Below are 17,574 nucleotides of genomic sequence, written 5' to 3' on the forward strand. Positions count from 1 at the left end.
GTCCGAAACGGGCCTGGATATGTCCGGCCCTCGCTAGCCCCCCGATCAATATTCGGTGAGCTATGTTTCCGACTCAGAAGAGCTAAGTTGCAGGAAAGTTACAGAAATCCCTGGTTCGTGAAGATCACGTCACTGGCGTGTTTCGGGATTGTTAACGGCGCTTCTCCCGGGGTCCTGCAGGGTAACCGCCGCGCCTGCTGGCAATGATGATCACCAGCGCGATCGCCGTGGGGATTGCGGCCGCCAGCGGCACCAGTTGTGCCCCGACTGTGGTGAGGGCAAAGGCACCGTACACTGCTCCGACAGCAATGCCCAGCTGGATGGTGACCACCGTGAGGCCATTGGCAGCATCCTTGTGCTCACCTCCGGCACGGAGAATGGCCGCTTGGTTGTAGATCCCCACGGCACCGAACGCGATTCCCCACAGGGTCATCAGCGCGAACGCGCCCACCCACGTGCCGCCCAGCGCGGGCAGCAGGGCAAAGGCAAGCGTCAAGAGTACGACGGCGGCAATCACCGACGCACGTGGACGGGAATCCGCGGTCATGCCCGCAATCCAGATGCCCACCAAGGAGGCGATGCCCACCACCGACAGGGAGATGCTGGTGGCGGATTCCGGCAACCCGGACGCGAGCAGGAACGGCGCTACGTAGGTGAACAGCGTGAAGTGGGCCAGCAGCAGCAACAGCGGCCAGGCAATGGCCACAGCGATCACTCCAGGCAGCTTCATGGCTGCGCGCAGGGATGGAGTCTTCTGGCTGGCATGGTCGTGCGCTCCGGGCAGCAGCCAGAAAGCCAACACAGCCAGCAGCGCACCCACACCGGCAAGGACCAGGAACGATGCACGCCAGGTCATGAGGGAGCCCATCAACGTACCAATGGGCGCTCCCACGGCCAGCGCGATGCTGTTGCCGCTGAACACCACAGCCATGGCTTTGCCCACGGAGTGCGCGGGAACAATGTGTGCCACATAGGGTGCCATGCTGGACCACAACATGCCGTGAGCAATTCCGCCAAGGAGCCTTGCCCCAATCGCCCAGCCCAACGTGGGGCTCAGGGCAAGCAGGACGTTACTGAGGGCAAAGGCGAGCACCGTCGCGATCAGGAGCGTCTTCCGGGGAACCCGTCCGGCCAGGAAGCGGGACAACGGCAGGGCGGTGAAGACGATGATGGCCGCGTAGACCGCCGTCAGCGAACCCACCGCCGACTCTTCAACTCCGAGGTCACGGCTGATTTGTGGGAGCAGCCCCGAGGGTAGGAGCTCGGTGGTCACGGCGGTGAAGCCAGCGGCGGCCAGGACAAGAAGCCCGCCCCACGGGATCTTCTTCGGTTGCTGCGTTTGGGCAGGCGTCGCCTCGGGTGATGGTGTTCCGACGACCAAAGGGTCCGGCTTCAAAGATTGCTCCTCAGGGATGGGTCATGCTGGGGTGCTGTTTTAAGGGGGGTTCATACAACGCTAAGTGGCCACGGCGGCGGGAGGGAGTCTCTGCCAGAAACCCCCTCCCGCTAGCAACACACTTTGTACGCCAGCCATTCCTCGCGCAGACTGGGCCTGTGAAGCCCTTCCTCTTGCTGGCCACCCGCGCCGAAGACGCCGCAGCCGATGACGAGTATCAGGCCTACCTCCGGTACTGCGGCCTGAAACCGGAGGAGCTGGTCCGTTTGCGGCTGGAATCCGAGCGTCTGCCGCCCCTTGAGCTGTCCGACTACTCCGGCGTGATCGTCGGCGGCAGCCCCTACACCTCCAGCGATCCTGTGGAGGAAAAGAGCGCAGACCAGATCCGCGTTGAGGCGGAACTCTCAGGGCTGCTGGACCGGATCGTGGCTCAGGACTTCCCGTTCCTGGGCGCCTGCTACGGCGTCGGGACCTTGGGCGTGCATCAGGGAGCGGTCATTGACCGCCGTTTTGGTGAGCCCGTGGGGGCAACCGACATCATGTTGACCTCGGACGGGCAGCGCGACCCGTTGCTGCAGGGCGTCCCGCCCACGTTCGAGGCCTTCGTCGGACACAAAGAGGCATGCAGCCAATTGCCCCCGAACGCGGTGCTGTTGGCGAGTTCGGCGGCATGCCCGGTTCACATGTTCCGGATCAAGGAGAACCTGTACGCAACACAGTTCCACCCCGAACTGGATGCCGACGGTCTCATCACGCGCATCAACATCTATAAGAACGCCGGCTATTTCCCTCCGCACACAGCTGACGACCTCATCGAGACCGCCCGTCAATCATCAGTGACTGAGCCCATGCGTGTGCTCAGGAACTTCACGGAACGCTACGCCCGCTAGCCCCCTCGTTGTGGGGCCCGCTTTGCGCGCCTGGCGCTTGAAATAGGGCGCGGAGTGGGCCGGGCATTGTGGGGGTGGGTTTGTTGTGGGGCCTGGTGTGCGCGCCTGGCGCTTGAATTAGGGCGCGGAGTGGGCCGGGCATTGTGGGGTGGGTTTGTTGTGGGGCCTGGTGTGCGGGCCTGGTGCTTGAAATGGGGCGCGGAGTGGGCCTGGCATTGTGGGGTGGGTTTGTTGTGGGGCCTGCTTTGCGCCCCCGGCGTTCGAAGTAGCACGCAGAGTGGGCCTGGCAACGCGAACGCCCGACGGCGGAAGTCGCCGTCGGGCGTTCGTGCCCCGAAGAGCGGCTACGTGAGCCGGGCCGCCAGGTCCTCGCCCACCGCGAAAGCCCGCGTGATCGCCGAGCCCAGGGTTGCGCCGCCGCCGGGATAGTTGTTGCGGAAGACCCCGGCTGAAACGTTGCCCGCCGCATAGAGTCCCGGAATCACCTGTTGCCGATGGTCCAGCACGCGCCCGTCGAAGTCCGTAGCCAGCCCGCCGGACGTGCCCAGCACCCCGGCATGGATGGGAACGGCGTAGAACGGTGCCGCCCTCAGGGGCGCCAGGCAGGGGTTGGGGGTGTTCCCGGCATCGCCCAAGAAGCAGTCCTGCGGAGTGGCACCCCTGCCGAACTCGGTGTCCACGCCCACTGCGGCGTCGGCGTTGAACCGGGCAACCGTGCCAGCGAGTCCGGCCGGATTGATGCCCACTTCCTGGGCCAACAGCTCCAACGTGGGCGCGGACACCATCCACTCGGATGCCAAGCCCGGCGTCGAACCGGCCACCGGGTACTTGCCGAGGTACTTCGCGTCGAACACCAACCACGCAGGATTGTTCTGCTGCCTGCCGGTGTGTGGATTGATGGACGCGAAGACCCTGCTGGCATCGTGATAGTTGAGGGCCTCGTTCACAAAACGGCGCCCGTCGCTGTTCACTGTGATGGACCCAGGAAGCGTCATCTCCACGTTCCCCATACGGCCCGACCGCCGCTCGTCGTACTGATGGGCCGCCGTCGAAATAACGGGGACACCCCACACTGCGGACATGTCCTCCACAGCCGCGCCGGCTGTGAGTCCGAGTTCCAGGCCGTCGCCTTCGTTGGACGGTGCACTGATGGGCGTCACAGGGTGGGGGAGGAAAGCTTTGCGGAGCCGCGGGTTCCATTCGAAGCCGCCGGAGGCAATCACGACGGCGGTCGCGGCCACGTGCGCTCCGGCCGCGGTTCCGCCGAGGGTCACCTGCCATCCAGCATCCGTGCGCCACAATTCCTCCACAGGACTGGCCGCAACGATGTGAACGCCACGGTCCACAGCGCTCGCGAGGAGGCTCCCGACGAGTGCACCACCCATGGTCCGGATACCTGTGGAGGCCCGGCGTTCCAGCAACGATGGGTCGGCAGCGCGACCGTTGAGTTCATCGCGCTCGGTCATGGTGAGCAGCGGGAAATAGGACGATGGCCGGATCAGCTCAGAGAGGCCGGGGTATGCACGCGGATCGAACGCGCTATTGTCCAGACCCCTGCCACCGTTCGCGGCCCCCTTCCATTCCATGTGGTAGTCCGGCCGCGCGATGGGAATCATGGACACCTTGGTGTTCACGTTGAGGAACTCCACGGCCCGCGGCGCTGTGGACACGTACCATTCGATCTCCCCGGCGGTCATCACGTGCCCGGCCGCCTCCGAGAGGTAAGCGACGGCGTCGGCATGGCTGTCCTGGTACCCCGCAGCCTGGGCGAGGTGGTTGTTTGGTGCCCACATGACGCCACCGCCGGCCGCCGTCGTGCCACCCAGCAGGGCCGCCTTCTCAACAACCAAGGCGCTGAGTCCGGCATCAGCTGCGCGGACGGCAGCAACCAGCCCTGCTGCGCCACTGCCCATGATCACGACGTCGTAGCTCGCGTTGAGTTGCTCGGGTGCGGTGAGGATAGGGGTGCTCATGCGGTGGTTCCTGCCGGCATCCCGATGAGGATCTTGCCGATTTTCTCCGTGCGTCCTTGCATCAGACGGAAGGCCTGCTGAAGATCCGCGAAGGCGAAACGGTGGGTCATGAGGGCACGGGCCTGCCCGGGGTGGCGCGCCAGCAATGCGAGGCCGTCCGGGATGAGGTTCAGGCTCATGCGGCTGCCCATGATGTCCAGTTCCTTGTAAGGGATGTCCTTCATGGAAACGTTCGCCTGCCTGGGCGAAATGCCTACTTGGACGATCCTTCCCGCACTGGCCACCAGCCTGATGGCATTCTCCAACGAGGACGGAACGCCTGTGGCCTCGATGACCAGCTGGGGCCCGTAGCCATCGGTGAGTGCAGCCAACCGAGGTCCTTGATGTGTGTCCGGGAAGTCTGTGCCAGGGGTGACCAGCAGGGTCTCAGTGGCGCCGAATTCGACGGCGAGGTCCAAGCGGTGCTGCTCGGTATCGGCGCAGACCACGGTGACTCCGAGTTCTGCCAGATACAGCGTGGCTAACAAACCGATGGGACCGCTGCCCAGCACCAGCGCGGTTTCCCCGGCCTGGGGCCGTCCGCGGTTGACTGCCTGCATGGCGATGGACGCGGGTTCTCCCATGGCAGCGATGTCCAGCGGAAGCTCGTCCGGCACCGGGCAGAGCTTGTCCAGGGGGACGCTGATCAGTTCAGTGAGTGCCCCGTCCGAGTAGCATCCCAGGCAACCCACGTTTTGGCAGACGTTATAGCGGCCCGTCAGGCACGGGCGGCACTTGCCGCAAAAGATGATGGGATTGACTGACACCCGGGAACCGACGCTGAAATGATGGGCATCCTCTGGTGCGAGTGCCTCCACGATGCCGGAAAATTCATGCCCTTGGATGAGCGGCAAATCGGTGGGGTAGTCGTCCTCCCAGATGTGGAGGTCGGTGCCGCAGAGGGTGACGTTGTGGACCCGGACCAGGGCGTGGCCTGGTTGAAGGGTGGGCGCAGGGGAGTCCCGGAATTCAATGGTTTCTTTGGAGACGGTGACAGCGGACAGCATTCCGGGACCTCAGACCTGCGCCGTAGCTTGGCCCGCGGGCTGAGCGTCCTGCACCACAGGCTCGGCACCGAAGAAGATGTTCCACTGGCGCACAGTGCGTTCCTGGATGAGCCCGGCCTCATGGAACGGGTCCTGGTCCATGAGCGCTTCGACGTCGGCCTTGGAATCCCCGGCAATGATCAACAGGGCGCCGGGAGTTTCCTCCGGACCGAAAGGTCCGCTCTTGAGGAGGCGACCGCCGTCGAACTGGGCTTTGAGGAACTCGACATGAGACGGGCGGACCGTGTCCCGCCGCGCGGACGTGGATTCTGAATAGGCGTAGGTAACAGCGAAAGTGGCCATGAGGTTGTCCTCTTCATTGAGTGGGTGGGGCTCTCCTCAATGCTGGGCACGCAATTAGATCTTGTCCAATACTTAGTTGGTCAAAAACTATGTGCCAAATTCACATAATGACTAGATGGCGGGCGTGGGTAGCACTTCTTCGGCCAGCAGCAGTGCTGCCCGGAGCGCCGGGGTCAAAGCTCCCGGGTTCCAAGCCAGTCCGGAGAGCAGCAGGACGTCGTCGCCGTCGAGCGGCAGAAAAACGGTGCCGGCGGGCATGATTCCCTCGATCGATGCCGGCATGAGACTGATCCCCACGCCGCTGGCCACCAAGGAGAGCGCTGTGTACGGGTCGGCTACTTCCTGGCTGATCCTCGGGCGGAAACCGGCGGCAGCACAGGCCGATAGGGTGACTTCCCGCAGGGTGGATCCCTGGGCAGCGGGCATGGTGATGAAGGGGTCCCCGGCAAGCTCGCTGATGTCCACCGAAGACCGGGCCGCAAGCGGGTGATCCGTTGGCAAAGTGACGCCCAAACGTTCGGTCGCGATCCGACGGGTGGCCAAGGACGGGGCGTCCACCGGCAGACCGATGAAGGCAAGGTCCAGTGCGCCGTTGCCCAGTTGCTGAAGAGCTTCCTGGGTCAGTAATCCGCCGTGCAAGCTCACCTCCAGCTGCGGGTACTGCTGGCGTAAAGCGCGGGTCAGCGGTGGGAGCGTGGTGTGGTTCAACGCCCCGGAAAAACCGATGGCGAGCTTGCCATAGACAGTCCCGGAACCAGCACTCACCGCCCTCTGCGCCAGGTCCACTTCTTCAAGGATTCTGCGGGCATGCGGCAGGAGTGAATGGCCTGCCGTGGTGAGGGTGACGGATCTGGTGTTGCGTTCAAAGAGCGCCGCACCCAGGCCCTTTTCGAGCTTCTTGATGGTCTGGCTGAGTGGCGATTGCGCCATCCGGAGCCGCTCCGCTGCACGGCCGAAATGCAATTCCTCGGCCACAGCCAGGAAGGCCTCAATTTGCCGCAGTTCCACGTTGCCTCCCAGATTTTCCGAGTCCAGTGCAAGGCTATATTGGGTTTCACGCCGGGGTGGCCGGGGTGGCCGTGGCGGCCGGGAGGTCCGGGTGGCCGGGGCAAGAGCCGGGGGATCAAAAGGAGGCATCGTGGCAAACTCGGCGTCGGGGGAGTCCGTCATTGAGCGGGTTGTAAAAATCATGGATGCGTTCTCCAAGGGTCAGCCTTGGCTTCCGCTCAAGGAGCTGGTCCGGATGACCGGGATGTCCAGCAGTACCGTGCACCGGCTGGCCATGGACCTGGCGGCCAACGGCCTCCTGGAACGCAACGCGTCGGGTGAATTCGGCGTTGGCATGAAAATGTGGGAGCTGGCCTCTCGAAGCAATCCGCTGGAGGAGTTCAGGCGCCGGGGGCTGCCCTTCCTGGAGGGTGTCCATGCGGCGGTCCGGGAGCATGTGGCTCTGTCGATTCCGGATGTGGAAACCGGCAGCGTGCTGTACCTGGAGCGTCTGGACAGGCACGGAACCGTCATGAACCTGGCCGAGGTAGCCGGGCGCCTGGACATCCACACCACCTCCTCCGGGATGGCCATGATGGCGCACATGCCGGGCTGGGTCCAGGACCGCTTCCTGGCCAGGCGGTTGGAGAAGACCACGCCCGCCGCGGAAACGGATCCCGCGAAGATCCGCAGCCACCTCGCCTTGATCCGCGAGCGTGGCTACGCCCGGCTGGTAGGGGTCCTTGTTGCGGAGAACACGGCCTATTCCGTGCCCGTGTTTGGCCAGGGTCAAGCCGTCATAGGTGCCATTTCCGTCGTCGTGCCTTCTGTGGATGAAGACGCGGGGCTGATTTTGCCCGTGCTGGTGGCCGCAGGCCGCGGCCTCTCACGCACCATGGGAGCTGAACGCCGTCCGTACGGCTCGCGTCCGTGGTTGTCTCCGGCCGGGCCTGCTTAGTCCAATATCCCGTTCAACGGGAAGAGTCCCCTCAGCGTGTGACCTGAGTCCTACAGTCGATCCCAGAGGAACAATCGCCTGTGATCTGGAGCACATATCCCGGAGTCGTTATCAACGGCCACCGGATGGGCTGCACAACAAAGCGGCAGCCGGCGATCCGGGCCTCATCTAATTCTTTGCCGGGCAAGGCACCATGGCGGTGCCCCTTCCCGCGGCACTCAATGAGGAGACAGTATGGGATACGTGCAGCAGCACTCGCCCTCCGACGTCAACAACACGGCAGCGCCTGTTGAACACGTCAAAATGCCGAAGAAGGCGGCACTCGCCTCCTTCCTTGGATCCACCTTGGAGTACTACGACTTCTTCATCTATGGCACGGCCGCAGCGCTGATCTTCCCCAAGATCTTCTTCCCGGGCGGCGACCCCGTGGTAGCGCTGCTTGGAGCCATGGCTACGTTCGGTGTCGGCTACCTCGCCCGGCCTCTGGGTGGGCTCGTGATGAGCCACTACGGCGACAAGATTGGCCGTAAGCAGGCACTGATGGTGACCCTGGTGATCATGGGCGTCGCCTCGATTGGCATCGGCTTCCTCCCCACCTATGGGCAGATTGGCTACTGGGCAACGGCGTTGTTGCTGGTGGGCCGGCTGGCACAGGGATTCTCCGCCGGAGCCGAAGCTGCCGGCGCCTCGACGCTCACCATGGAGCATTCGCCGGAAGGCCGCCGTGCCTTCTTCACCAGCTTCGTCATGACTGGTTACGCCTCGGGAATGGTGCTCTCCACCATCGTCTTTATTCCGTTGGCGGCTCTGCCGGAGGAACAGCTTCTGAGCTGGGGCTGGCGTGTACCGTTCTGGCTCTCGGTAGTGGTCCTCGCCGTGGCTTACTGGATCCGGACCCGCCTGGATGAGCCCCCGGTCTTCGAAGACATCGTGGAGCACAACAAACCCAAAGCGATCCCCGCCGTCGCAGTGTTGAAGACGCAATGGCGCGACGTCCTGCGTGTTGGCGTGGTGATGCTCTTTTCGGTCATGCAGACCACTTTCACGGTGTACGCCCTGGCCTATGCCACCGGACCGGCCGTGGGCATCGACCGAACCCTCATGCTTACCGTCAACGCTGTGACCATCGGCCTCTCCATGGTGACCATTCCCATCTCCGCAATGATCTCGGACCGCATCGGCCGGAAGAAGGTCCTGCTGGTGGGAGCCCTGGGCTGCGCACTGACCACCGTCGGATACTTCTGGGCCATCAGCGAGCAGAACATCGCCTTGATCTTCCTGTTCGGCTTCCTGAACATGACGGTCTTCTACTCCTGCTGGAACGGTGTGTGGACTGTGTTCTTCCCGGAGATGTTCCCGGCCGCGGTCCGCTACTCCGGGATGGCGATCGGCAGCCAGATCGGCCTGATCCTGGCTGGCTTCGCACCGGCCATCGCAACGCTGCTGGCACAGCCCGGTCCCAACGGCTGGATGCCCGTGGCCGGCTTCACCATCCTCTGCCTGGCGGCTTCTGCGATCGCCATCATGACAGCCCGCGAGACCTACAACGTCCCGCTGGAGGACCTCGGTAAGCCGCGCAGCGCGCAGGTAAACAGCTAAAGCACGACGCCGGGCGGCACCTCCCAGCCGCCCGGCACCTGGCCGGCACCCACTTCGAGCCGCCAGCACCCTCCGTCCGCCAGCCCTCAAGCAAGACCCAGCCCTCAAGCAAGACCCAGCAACCACCCAGTCCGAAAGTTGGATACCCCCATGACTCCCTCAGCTCCGGCAACCCGTATTTTCCGCGTTGGAATCGCGGGTTGCGGTGCCATTTCCCGAAACCACCTCGAGGCTTTCCGTGCCCTCCACAACGTGCAGATCGTGGGTGTCTGCGATGTGGATGCGGACCGGGCAAGGGCCACAGCTGAAGCCTGGGGCATACCGAATGCGGTAACAAGCGTGGAGGAACTCCTCACCCTGGGCCTGGACATTGTTTCTGTCTGCACGCCACATCCCACGCACGAGGAAGTGGTGCTGAAAGCTGCGGCAGCAGGGGTGAGTGTACTCTGCGAAAAGCCAATTGCCACCAAACTGGAGTCAGCCGAACGCATGGTGGCCGCCTGCGAGAACGCCGGGGTGCAGCTGGGGGTACTCTTCCAGCGCCGCTTCTGGCCGGCGTCGCAAAAGATCCGCACCGCCATCGACGACGGCACGCTGGGCAAGGCGATCATGGCCCAGTGTTCGGTCATGCTGCACAGGGCTCCGGACTACTACAACCGGGATGCTTGGCGTGGCACGTGGGAGAGCGACGGCGGAGGGGTCCTGATGTCCCAGGCCGTCCACCAGATAGACCTGCTCCAGTGGTACTTGGGGGACGTCGCCGAGGTCTACGGCAAGGTCCACACCTATCGACATGGCGACTATATAGAGGTAGAGGATTCGGCGACGGCGGTGATTACCTTCGCGTCCGGAGCCATGGCGACGCTGGAGGCCTCCACTGCGGTGTCACCCAACCTCGGGATCCAGCTCCGCATTACCGGCGAAACAGGGGCTTCGGCTTCGCTCACTGAGTTCCCGGAAGGCAGTGATGGCCGGCTGGACCTGTGGGCGGTGGGCGAGCGAATCGTCGTCGAGCCTGTCCACCCGGAAGGGGTGGAACCGAACGTCGATCTGTCCATCATTAACGGCCAGCTGATCCCGTTCCACAAACTGCAGGTGCAGGACTTTGTGCAGGCACTGGAACACGGGACGGAACCGGCCATTACCGGCAAGGATGCCCTCAAATCCCTGCGGATCCTGCTCGCCGTCTACGAGTCCTCACGAACCGGGGAACCCGTGCGTTTCGCACCCGTTCAGCCCGCACACGCAGCCATTGCCGAGCTGCGGAGCCGCGAGAAAGTGGCAGGCTAACCATGAACCCTTCAGCAGCAACTCCACTGACCCTGGGCCGCAACGGCCGCACCCCCAGGACCCTCCGTAACCGCCTCGCCTCCGCTCCGATGGAACGCAATTACGGCACCACGGACGGTCACATCACGGAGCAATACATCGACTACCTCGTCACCCGTGCCAAGGCCGGGCTCGGCATGGTCACCACGGAGGCCACCTATGTCCGAGCCGACGGTAAGGGCCGCACCCACCAACTCGGCCTGCACGCCGATGACGTGATCCCCGGGCTCCGGCGACTCACCGATGCCCTGCACGCAGAAGGTGCACTCGCCGCCGTCGAACTTAATCACGGCGGACGTACCGCCCAAGCGGCAGTTTCGGGCTTCAAGAACCTCGCGCCGTCTCCGGTTCCGTGCCCGACGGCGGGTGGTGAGGTTCCGCGGGAACTCACCGCCGCCGGGTGCTACGAACTCGTGGAGGCTTATGGGGCTGCGGCCCGCCGAGCGGTTGCCGCCGGATTCGACGTCATCAACCTGCACGGTGCCCACGGATACCTGATCCACCAGTTCATGTCGCCCATTTCGAACCACCGTACGGACGAGTTCGCGGCACCGGAGTTCTTCATGAACCTGGTCATCGACGCCGTGCGGGCAGCCGTACCGGACACGATCGTGGGAATGCGCGTCTCAGTAGTGGAAGGTCCGGCAGACGGCATCAGCGCTGAGCAGCAAGTGGCCATCATCGCCAAAGCCCACTTGGAGAAGCTCGACTTTCTGGACATTTCCGCGGGCAGCTACGATGCCGGCGAATGGATCGTCCAGTCAGGGGAGTGGAAGCCCGGGATCCTTGCCGACTACGCCAAGGCTTACCGCCAGTTCGGAATCCCGCTGGGTATGGCTGGACGGCTCAACAGCCCCGAAATCATCGAGGAAGTCCTGTCCCAGGGCACCTGCGACTTCGTCAGCCTGGCCCGCGCCATCCACGCGGACCCCGCTTTTGTTGGTGGCGTTCTGCGCGGCGAGCGCTACCGGCCCTGCATCGCGTGCAACGTGTGCATAGACAACCTTGGCCTCGGCCAGGTCACCTGCACCGTCAACCCGGCGGTTGGGCGTTCACGAGTCCCGGTTCCCACGCCAGCCGTTCGCCCGGCATCTCGGGTACTCGTGGTGGGTGCAGGCCCGGCCGGCCTCACCGCCGCGCGAGAACTCGCCGAAGCCGGTGCACGCGTGACGCTGATGGACCACGGCGTCCGGCCCGGTGGGCAGTTCGCCCTGGCCGAGCGCATGAAATCGACGCCGGACTTCCACCGCTTCGCAGACTGGTCCAGAGCTGAAAACGAGCGCCTGGGCGTGGAGGTCCGGTTGGCGGCCCACGGTGATACGTCCGACGCCGGCAAGCTGGCCCGTGACTTCACCGCGGACGCAGTGGTCATTGCGACAGGTGGCCGCAGGCCCTCTCCAGGGTTCATAGGCGACGACTCACCCCGTGTCTCTGACATCCGGGACTGGCTCACCGCCCACCCGAAAGTGCTCGATGTGCATCCGGAAAATCTCGACGCCGGCCCGCCCGGTTTCGTGGGCAGTGTGCCGGAGGCTGTGGGCAACGCGCCGGAGGCTGCGGCCCGTGTGCCGGAGGCTGTGACAATTTGGGGTGCTGATTCGGTGGCCATGAGCGTGGCCGACACCCTTGCTGCACGAGGTACTGCTGTGCTGATTGTCGGGCCGCAGGAAGCCCTGGCTCCGGAGTCCGGACGCCGGGCCAAGATCCTCGCAGTACCCCGGCTTGAAGCCAACCCGAAGGTACGGATCTTCCTGTCCAGCACCATCGAGGAGTTTGACGGAGCTGGGGAGTCTGACGGTTCCGGGGAGTTTGGCGGCAGCAGGGTCCGGATCAGTCAGGCGGGTGTTGAGGACCAGTGGGTTGAAGCGCCGGGGGAGTTGCTGGTGTCCCGATCCGTGCTTCCCTTGGACGGTCCGCTCACGCTGGAGCAACGGGAAGCTGAGCTCAGCATCGCCGCGTCCGTGCCCGTCGCACTGGCCGGGACCGTCGTCGATACCACAGCTGCCATCGTGTCCAACGCGGTCAAGAGCGGGTACGACGCTGCCCAACGTATCGCCTCGGCCCTGGCCCTCACCCCCGCTTCCGACCTCCCCGCCGTCGAGTTCGCGGGAACGGTGTCAGACCGCCCGAGAGTTCCGGCGAACTCGCAGCATTCCAGCGACCTCGCCGACACCCAGCATGACTTCACCCTGAACGGAGCCCGAAAGTGACCACTCAAAAGCGACGGCTCGGCATCGCCCAGCTCTCCCTCGTCGGAACCGCGCCCCCGGATTTGGTGGGCATCGCGGCACAGGCGGGCTTCGACTTCATCGGAGCCCGCGTCCGTCCAGTCACCACCACCGAGCGGCCATACAACCTCCAGCCTGGCTCTCCGATGCTCAAGGAAACTCTGGAACGGATGGCCGATACAGGCATCACGGTGGAAGACATCGAGTTCCTTCTCTTGGACGGTACTGGCCTGCAGAACGGGCAGGATCAGCGCGAAGCCTGGCTGCACATGATGGAGGCGGGTCAAGCGTTGGGGGCATCAAGCCTTACCGTGGCCTGCGCAGATCCGGACCTTGGCCGATTCGAAGGGCACCTCGCGCAGATGACACAGGACGGCAAGGCATACGGCATCATGCCTACCTTGGAACCCATCGCCTACCAAACCGTCCGCTCGGTCCCTGAAGCACTGAAGTTGGCCCAGCGGGCGGGCTGCAGGATTGTTGTTGACGCCCTCCATGTCAACCGTTTCGGCGGCACTGCAGCTGAACTCGAAGCTGCTGCGGACCTGGTCCCCTTGATCCAACTCTGCGATGGGCCTGCCGCCGCGCCTCCAAGCAGGGAGGCCTTGATCACCGAATCCCGATCGGAACGGGGTGTGCCGGGGGAAGGCGAATTCGACCTCGCAGCCCTCGTGGCGGCATTCCCTGCGGACATCCCCGTCAGCGTCGAAACACCGTCAAACAGCAGAGCGGGCGCACGTGGCGAACTGGCGTGGGCCAAACACCTCAAAGCGGCGGCGGATTCCGTCCTTGGAACATCAGCAATCAGCGCCGCAGCACTTACCGGGAGCAACCGATGACCAGCACTTCACCACTTCCCACCGCGGACTGCGACGTCCTGGTAGTTGGCTCAGGAGCCGGAGGTCTCGCAGCTGCAGTGACTGCGGCTTACCACGGCCTGAAAGTCATCGTCGTGGAGAAGGCCAGTGTGTGCGGCGGCGCCACCTCCTGGTCCGGCGGCTGGGCGTGGGCCCCGGGTAACCCATTGGCGAAAGCCGAGGGTGTCAGCGAGGACAAAGATACCTTCCGGACGTACCTTCGCGAGGTTCTCGGCGACCACTACCAGGCCGACAAAGTGGATGCTTTCCTCGAAGCTGCCCCACACATGGTGGGTTTCTTCCATGAAAAGACGTCCCTGCAATTCGTACCCGGCAGCAAGATCAACGACATCTACGGCAAGCTTCCCGGAGCCGGCACGGGCAACCGTTCCGTGGGCCCCAAACCGCTGAACGCCCGCAGCATCAGGCCAGCCGTGCGCGCCAGGATGCGCCACCAGCTCTACGAAACCTCGTTCCTGGGGATGGGGATCATGGCCGGCCCGGACCTCAGCAAGTTCCTGTCGGCGTCGCAGGGCAACCTCAAAGGACTCTTCCATGCGGGTTGGCGCTTCGGATTCCACCTCCTGGACGTACTGGTCCACCGCCGCAATATGCAGCTGGTCAACGGCACCGCCCTCACCGGTCGGCTCCTGAAATCCGCGGACCATCTCGGAGTGGACATCCGCGTTTCCACGCCGGCCACAGCATTGCTCAAGGACGAAAACGGCAAGGTGACAGGCGCCGTCGTGCGTTCCCCGGAAGGGGACCTGCAGATCAACGCGAGCCGCGGTGTGGTGCTGGCCTCTGGCGGCTTCCCCAACGATGTGCAGCGCCGCAAGGAGCTGTTCCCCAAGACGCCCACGGGCCGTGAGCACTGGACCCTGGCGCCGGGGGAGACAAACGGCGACGGCATCACCCTGGCCCAATCCGTGGGTGCACGCTTTACCACCGCAGTGAAGTCACCGGCCGCATGGTGCCCGGTATCGCTGGTGCCTTACCGCGATGGCAGCACCGGGGTGTTCCCGCACATCATGGACCGCGCGAAACCGGGCAGCATCGGCGTCCGGGCGGATGGGAAGCGGTTCGTGAACGAGGCAAACGGCTACTACGACTATGTTGAGGCACTCCTGGCCGCCACACCTGAGGGCGAAACCGTGGAATCCTGGCAAATCGCGGACAGCCGTTTTGTCCGCAGGTTCCCCCTGGGGATGGCCAAGCCGCTGCCCGTTCCGCTGTTCCCCTACCTTCGCTCCGGCTACCTGATCAAGGGCCGGACTCTCGAGGAACTGGCAGCGAAATGCGGCATCGATCCGGCTGGGTTGCGCCACACCGTGGCGAGGTTCAATGCCAACGCGCGTGCCGGCGTCGACCCCGACTTCGGCCGTGGTGAGACCGCCTTCAACCGCTACGGCGGGGACGCGCGGCACCAGCCGAACCCGTCGTTGGGCCCCATCGAAAAAGGGCCGTTCTACGCAGTGCGTGTGGTTCCAGGCAGCTTCGGGACGTTCGCCGGGCTGGATACCGATGGCCGCGGCAGGGCCCTTAACCACGACGGCGAGGTGATAGGCGGTCTGTACGTCGCCGGCAATGACCAAGCCAATGTCATGGGCGGCCACTACCCGGCAGGCGGCATCAACCTCGGCCCGGCGCTGACGTTCGGCTACATCGCGGGAAGGGATCTCGCAGGCGTGTCCACCTACGATGATGACCACACGGCTACCGCCGAGGCACAGCAGGTGCGGGTGTGACCGGGGCCGGTGCTGGCGGCGGAGCAGGAGCGGCGAAAGGCCCGCTGGGGTAAAGGGCCTTAGCTTCCATCATGTAATTAGCCCACTGCGGGCCGGCGATCATGTAGCCGTCCAAGGACTTGTAGAACCTCCCGTTGATGGTGACGTTCTGACCGGCCCGCTGCTGTCCCGCCGTCGTGTCTCCAAAGAACGACGCCGTGGCCAGGGCTGTGGTGTAGCCGGCAACCCACGTGGCCCCGTTGTTATTGGACGTACCGGTCTTGGCGGCCACCGGGACCTGGCTCTGGACTTTGGGGTTGATGTAGACGCCGGAGCCCATCTTGAGGACGTCCTGCAGGACGGCGTTCACGCCGCGGGCCACGGCCGGTTTCACGGCGTCCCGGCACTCCGGCTTTTGGGCCTCGAATTGCCTGCCTTGGGAATCCTTGATCTCCGTAATGGCAATCGGTGCACAGTACGTGCCGTCGTTTGCGAAGGTTGCGTAGGCGCTCGCGAGGATCAGTGGGGCCACGCCGATGGAACCGAGCAAGTTGCCGATTTGGTGCATGTTCACCGGAGCGTTGTCCAGGCCGCTGTGCAGGCCCACGGTATCCACCATTTTTTGGATGCCGCAGAAGTCCAGCTGGGCTGCCGTGGCGAATGTTGCGGTGTTGATGGAGTTGTAGAGGCCGTAGTTGATGGGCATGGCGCGGTAATACCCGGCATCGTTGTTTTGCAGGTCGTCGTCAGCGCCCAAATTGGCGTTCTTCTGGGCAGTGCTGTAGCCGCCCAATACCCTGCCGCAGCTGTCACGCCATGGGAAGCCCACCGGGTAGACCCTTCGCGAGGCATCCACCACCGCGGTTGGATTTTTGCCTTCGTTGAGCCATTCGGCGTAGATGAAGGGCTTCATGGTGGATCCGGGCTGGAATCCTCCGGCTCCGTTGAGGTCGTAACCGTTTGCGTCCTTGGCATCCACATTGAAGTTCAGCTGAGTGTCGTACTTCCCTTCCTGGGGTACGAAGACGGTGTTCTGGGCCATCGCCAGGATCTTGCCCGAGCCCGGTTGAACTGTGGTCATGGCGGCTCCCCATTTGTCCGGGTTATCCCCGGCCGAGGCATCCACCTGGGCCTGCGCTGCGGCCTGGAGCCTGCTGTCCAGTGTGGTGGTGATGGTCAGCCCACCACGGTAGAGCAGCCGCTCACGTTCATTGAGCGTTGAGCCGTACCTGTCGTCATTGAGAATCAGGTGGGAGACGTAATCACAAAAATAGGTGGCAATGGCGGCGCCCGCGCAACCCTGCAAGGACGGGGTGATGTTCAGTTCAATGGGCGTTGCCACCGCAACCCCATGGTCCACAGCGGTGATCTTTCCCTGTTCCAGCATCCGGTCCAGCACAAGATTGCGACGGTTGAGCGCCCCCTCAGGAGCCACCGTCGGATCGTAGATGCTCGGCCCATTGACCAGGCCGGCAAGGAGCGCCGCTTGAGGAAGGGTCAGGTCCTTCGCGGACGTGCTGAAGAAGTACCTGGATGCGGCCTCGATACCGTAAGCATTGCGGTTGAAGAACACGATGTTCAGGTAGCCCTCAAGGATCTGGTCCTTGCTGAAACGCTTTTCCAGTTCCAAGGCGAGCTTGACCTCGCGAAGCTTGTCTCCCATGGTTTTTTGGCCACTGAGCACAACATCCTCGGGGCGCCCCTCGGAAAGGCGGGACTCGTTGAGCACGTTGGTGACGTACTGCTGCGTCAGCGTGGAGGCACCCTGCCGCGTTCCTTTGGTCAGGTTGGAACTCAGCGCGCGGATGATGCCCTGCGCATCCACGCCCGCGTGATCGTAGAAGCGGTTGTCCTCGATGGCTACGATTGCCTCGCGGATAAAGGGAGACATCTGTTCAAGCGGAACCTTCACCCGGTTCTCGGCGTAGAACGTGGCGATGTGCTGGCCGTCCGCTGTAACTACGGTGCTGGAAAGTGACGGGGAATCGACGTTCAGCTGGCTCGGCAGGCTCTCATAGAATCCGATTGAGCCGCCCACAGTGGTGCTGGTGAATGCAACAACAGGCACCACCAGTCCGGAGATCAGCACCCCGCAGAGAATGCTGATGAAGAAGTACCCGAAGACCCGTAGAAGGACCTTGCCGAGACCAAGCTTGGGACCCTTGTTGTGCGCCATTTTCGTGCCATTCCGTCGGGATGTCAGGCTGAAAAGTAGCTACAGAATACGTCTGGCTGCGCGGTT

General features: G+C 63.9%; 13 protein-coding genes. 7 read left to right on the forward strand and 6 right to left on the reverse strand.

Annotated features, from left to right (window positions below; genetic code table 11):
* Positions 1-151 precede the first annotated feature (151 nt).
* The gene (locus BLW08_RS10880; protein ID WP_091325084.1) at positions 152-1,381 is read right to left on the reverse strand and encodes an MFS transporter; all 1,230 of its coding nucleotides are present in this window, start codon (positions 1,379-1,381) and stop codon (positions 152-154) included.
* A 173-nt stretch (positions 1,382-1,554) separates the two neighbouring features.
* On the opposite strand from BLW08_RS10880, the gene BLW08_RS10885 reads away from it, so the two are divergent.
* Entirely contained in the window at positions 1,555-2,286 is a 732-nt protein-coding gene (locus tag BLW08_RS10885; protein ID WP_091325035.1) for a glutamine amidotransferase, read from the forward strand.
* A 344-nt stretch (positions 2,287-2,630) separates the two neighbouring features.
* Here the strand turns inward: BLW08_RS10885 and BLW08_RS10890 are convergent, their stop codons facing one another.
* The 4 genes from BLW08_RS10890 to BLW08_RS10905 all read right to left on the reverse strand — a co-directional run bounded on the left by BLW08_RS10890 (position 2,631) and on the right by BLW08_RS10905 (position 6,655).
* Positions 2,631-4,259 carry an FAD-binding protein gene (locus BLW08_RS10890; protein ID WP_091325036.1) on the reverse strand — a complete coding sequence of 543 codons (1,629 nt, stop codon included), beginning with the start codon at positions 4,257-4,259 and terminating at the stop codon, positions 2,631-2,633.
* Positions 4,256-5,305, reverse strand: a complete 1,050-nt coding sequence (locus tag BLW08_RS10895) for an alcohol dehydrogenase catalytic domain-containing protein (RefSeq protein ID WP_090823381.1) — start codon at positions 5,303-5,305, stop codon at positions 4,256-4,258. The genes BLW08_RS10890 and BLW08_RS10895 overlap by 4 nt, the downstream gene beginning before the upstream one ends.
* A 9-nt stretch (positions 5,306-5,314) precedes the next feature.
* Positions 5,315-5,647, reverse strand: a complete 333-nt coding sequence (locus BLW08_RS10900; RefSeq protein WP_090823383.1) for a YciI family protein — start codon at positions 5,645-5,647, stop codon at positions 5,315-5,317.
* Between the two features lie 111 nt (positions 5,648-5,758).
* Positions 5,759-6,655 carry a LysR family transcriptional regulator gene (locus BLW08_RS10905; RefSeq protein ID WP_090823385.1) on the reverse strand — a complete coding sequence of 299 codons (897 nt, stop codon included), beginning with the start codon at positions 6,653-6,655 and terminating at the stop codon, positions 5,759-5,761.
* Between the two features lie 130 nt (positions 6,656-6,785).
* On the opposite strand from BLW08_RS10905, the gene BLW08_RS10910 reads away from it, so the two are divergent.
* The 6 genes from BLW08_RS10910 to BLW08_RS10935 all read left to right on the forward strand — a co-directional run bounded on the left by BLW08_RS10910 (position 6,786) and on the right by BLW08_RS10935 (position 15,353).
* Entirely contained in the window at positions 6,786-7,592 is an 807-nt protein-coding gene (locus BLW08_RS10910) for an IclR family transcriptional regulator (protein WP_091325037.1), read from the forward strand.
* A gap of 234 nt (positions 7,593-7,826) precedes the next feature.
* Entirely contained in the window at positions 7,827-9,191 is a 1,365-nt protein-coding gene (locus tag BLW08_RS10915; RefSeq protein WP_091325038.1) for an MFS transporter, read from the forward strand.
* A gap of 150 nt (positions 9,192-9,341) precedes the next feature.
* Positions 9,342-10,481 (forward strand): Gfo/Idh/MocA family protein, encoded by a 1,140-nt coding sequence (locus BLW08_RS10920; protein ID WP_091325039.1) that lies wholly within the window; start codon positions 9,342-9,344, stop codon positions 10,479-10,481.
* 2 nt (positions 10,482-10,483) lie between these two features.
* Positions 10,484-12,730, forward strand: coding sequence for an oxidoreductase (locus tag BLW08_RS10925; RefSeq protein ID WP_091325040.1), 2,247 nt, complete (start codon positions 10,484-10,486; stop codon positions 12,728-12,730).
* Entirely contained in the window at positions 12,727-13,587 is an 861-nt protein-coding gene (locus BLW08_RS10930; RefSeq protein WP_091325041.1) for a sugar phosphate isomerase/epimerase family protein, read from the forward strand. The genes BLW08_RS10925 and BLW08_RS10930 overlap by 4 nt, the downstream gene beginning before the upstream one ends.
* Complete coding sequence (locus BLW08_RS10935) at positions 13,584-15,353, forward strand: FAD-dependent oxidoreductase (protein ID WP_091325042.1); 1,770 nt, start codon at positions 13,584-13,586, stop codon at positions 15,351-15,353. Before BLW08_RS10930 ends, BLW08_RS10935 begins: the two co-directional genes overlap by 4 nt.
* Here BLW08_RS10935 and BLW08_RS10940 read toward each other — a convergent pair.
* Complete coding sequence (locus BLW08_RS10940; protein ID WP_091325043.1) at positions 15,322-17,508, reverse strand: transglycosylase domain-containing protein; 2,187 nt, start codon at positions 17,506-17,508, stop codon at positions 15,322-15,324. The two genes, BLW08_RS10935 and BLW08_RS10940, sit on opposite strands and share 32 nt — an antisense overlap.
* Between the last annotated feature and the right edge of the window lie 66 nt (positions 17,509-17,574).

It is taken from the genome of Arthrobacter sp. cf158, from assembly GCF_900106835.1.
GTDB lineage: Bacteria > Actinomycetota > Actinomycetes > Actinomycetales > Micrococcaceae > Arthrobacter.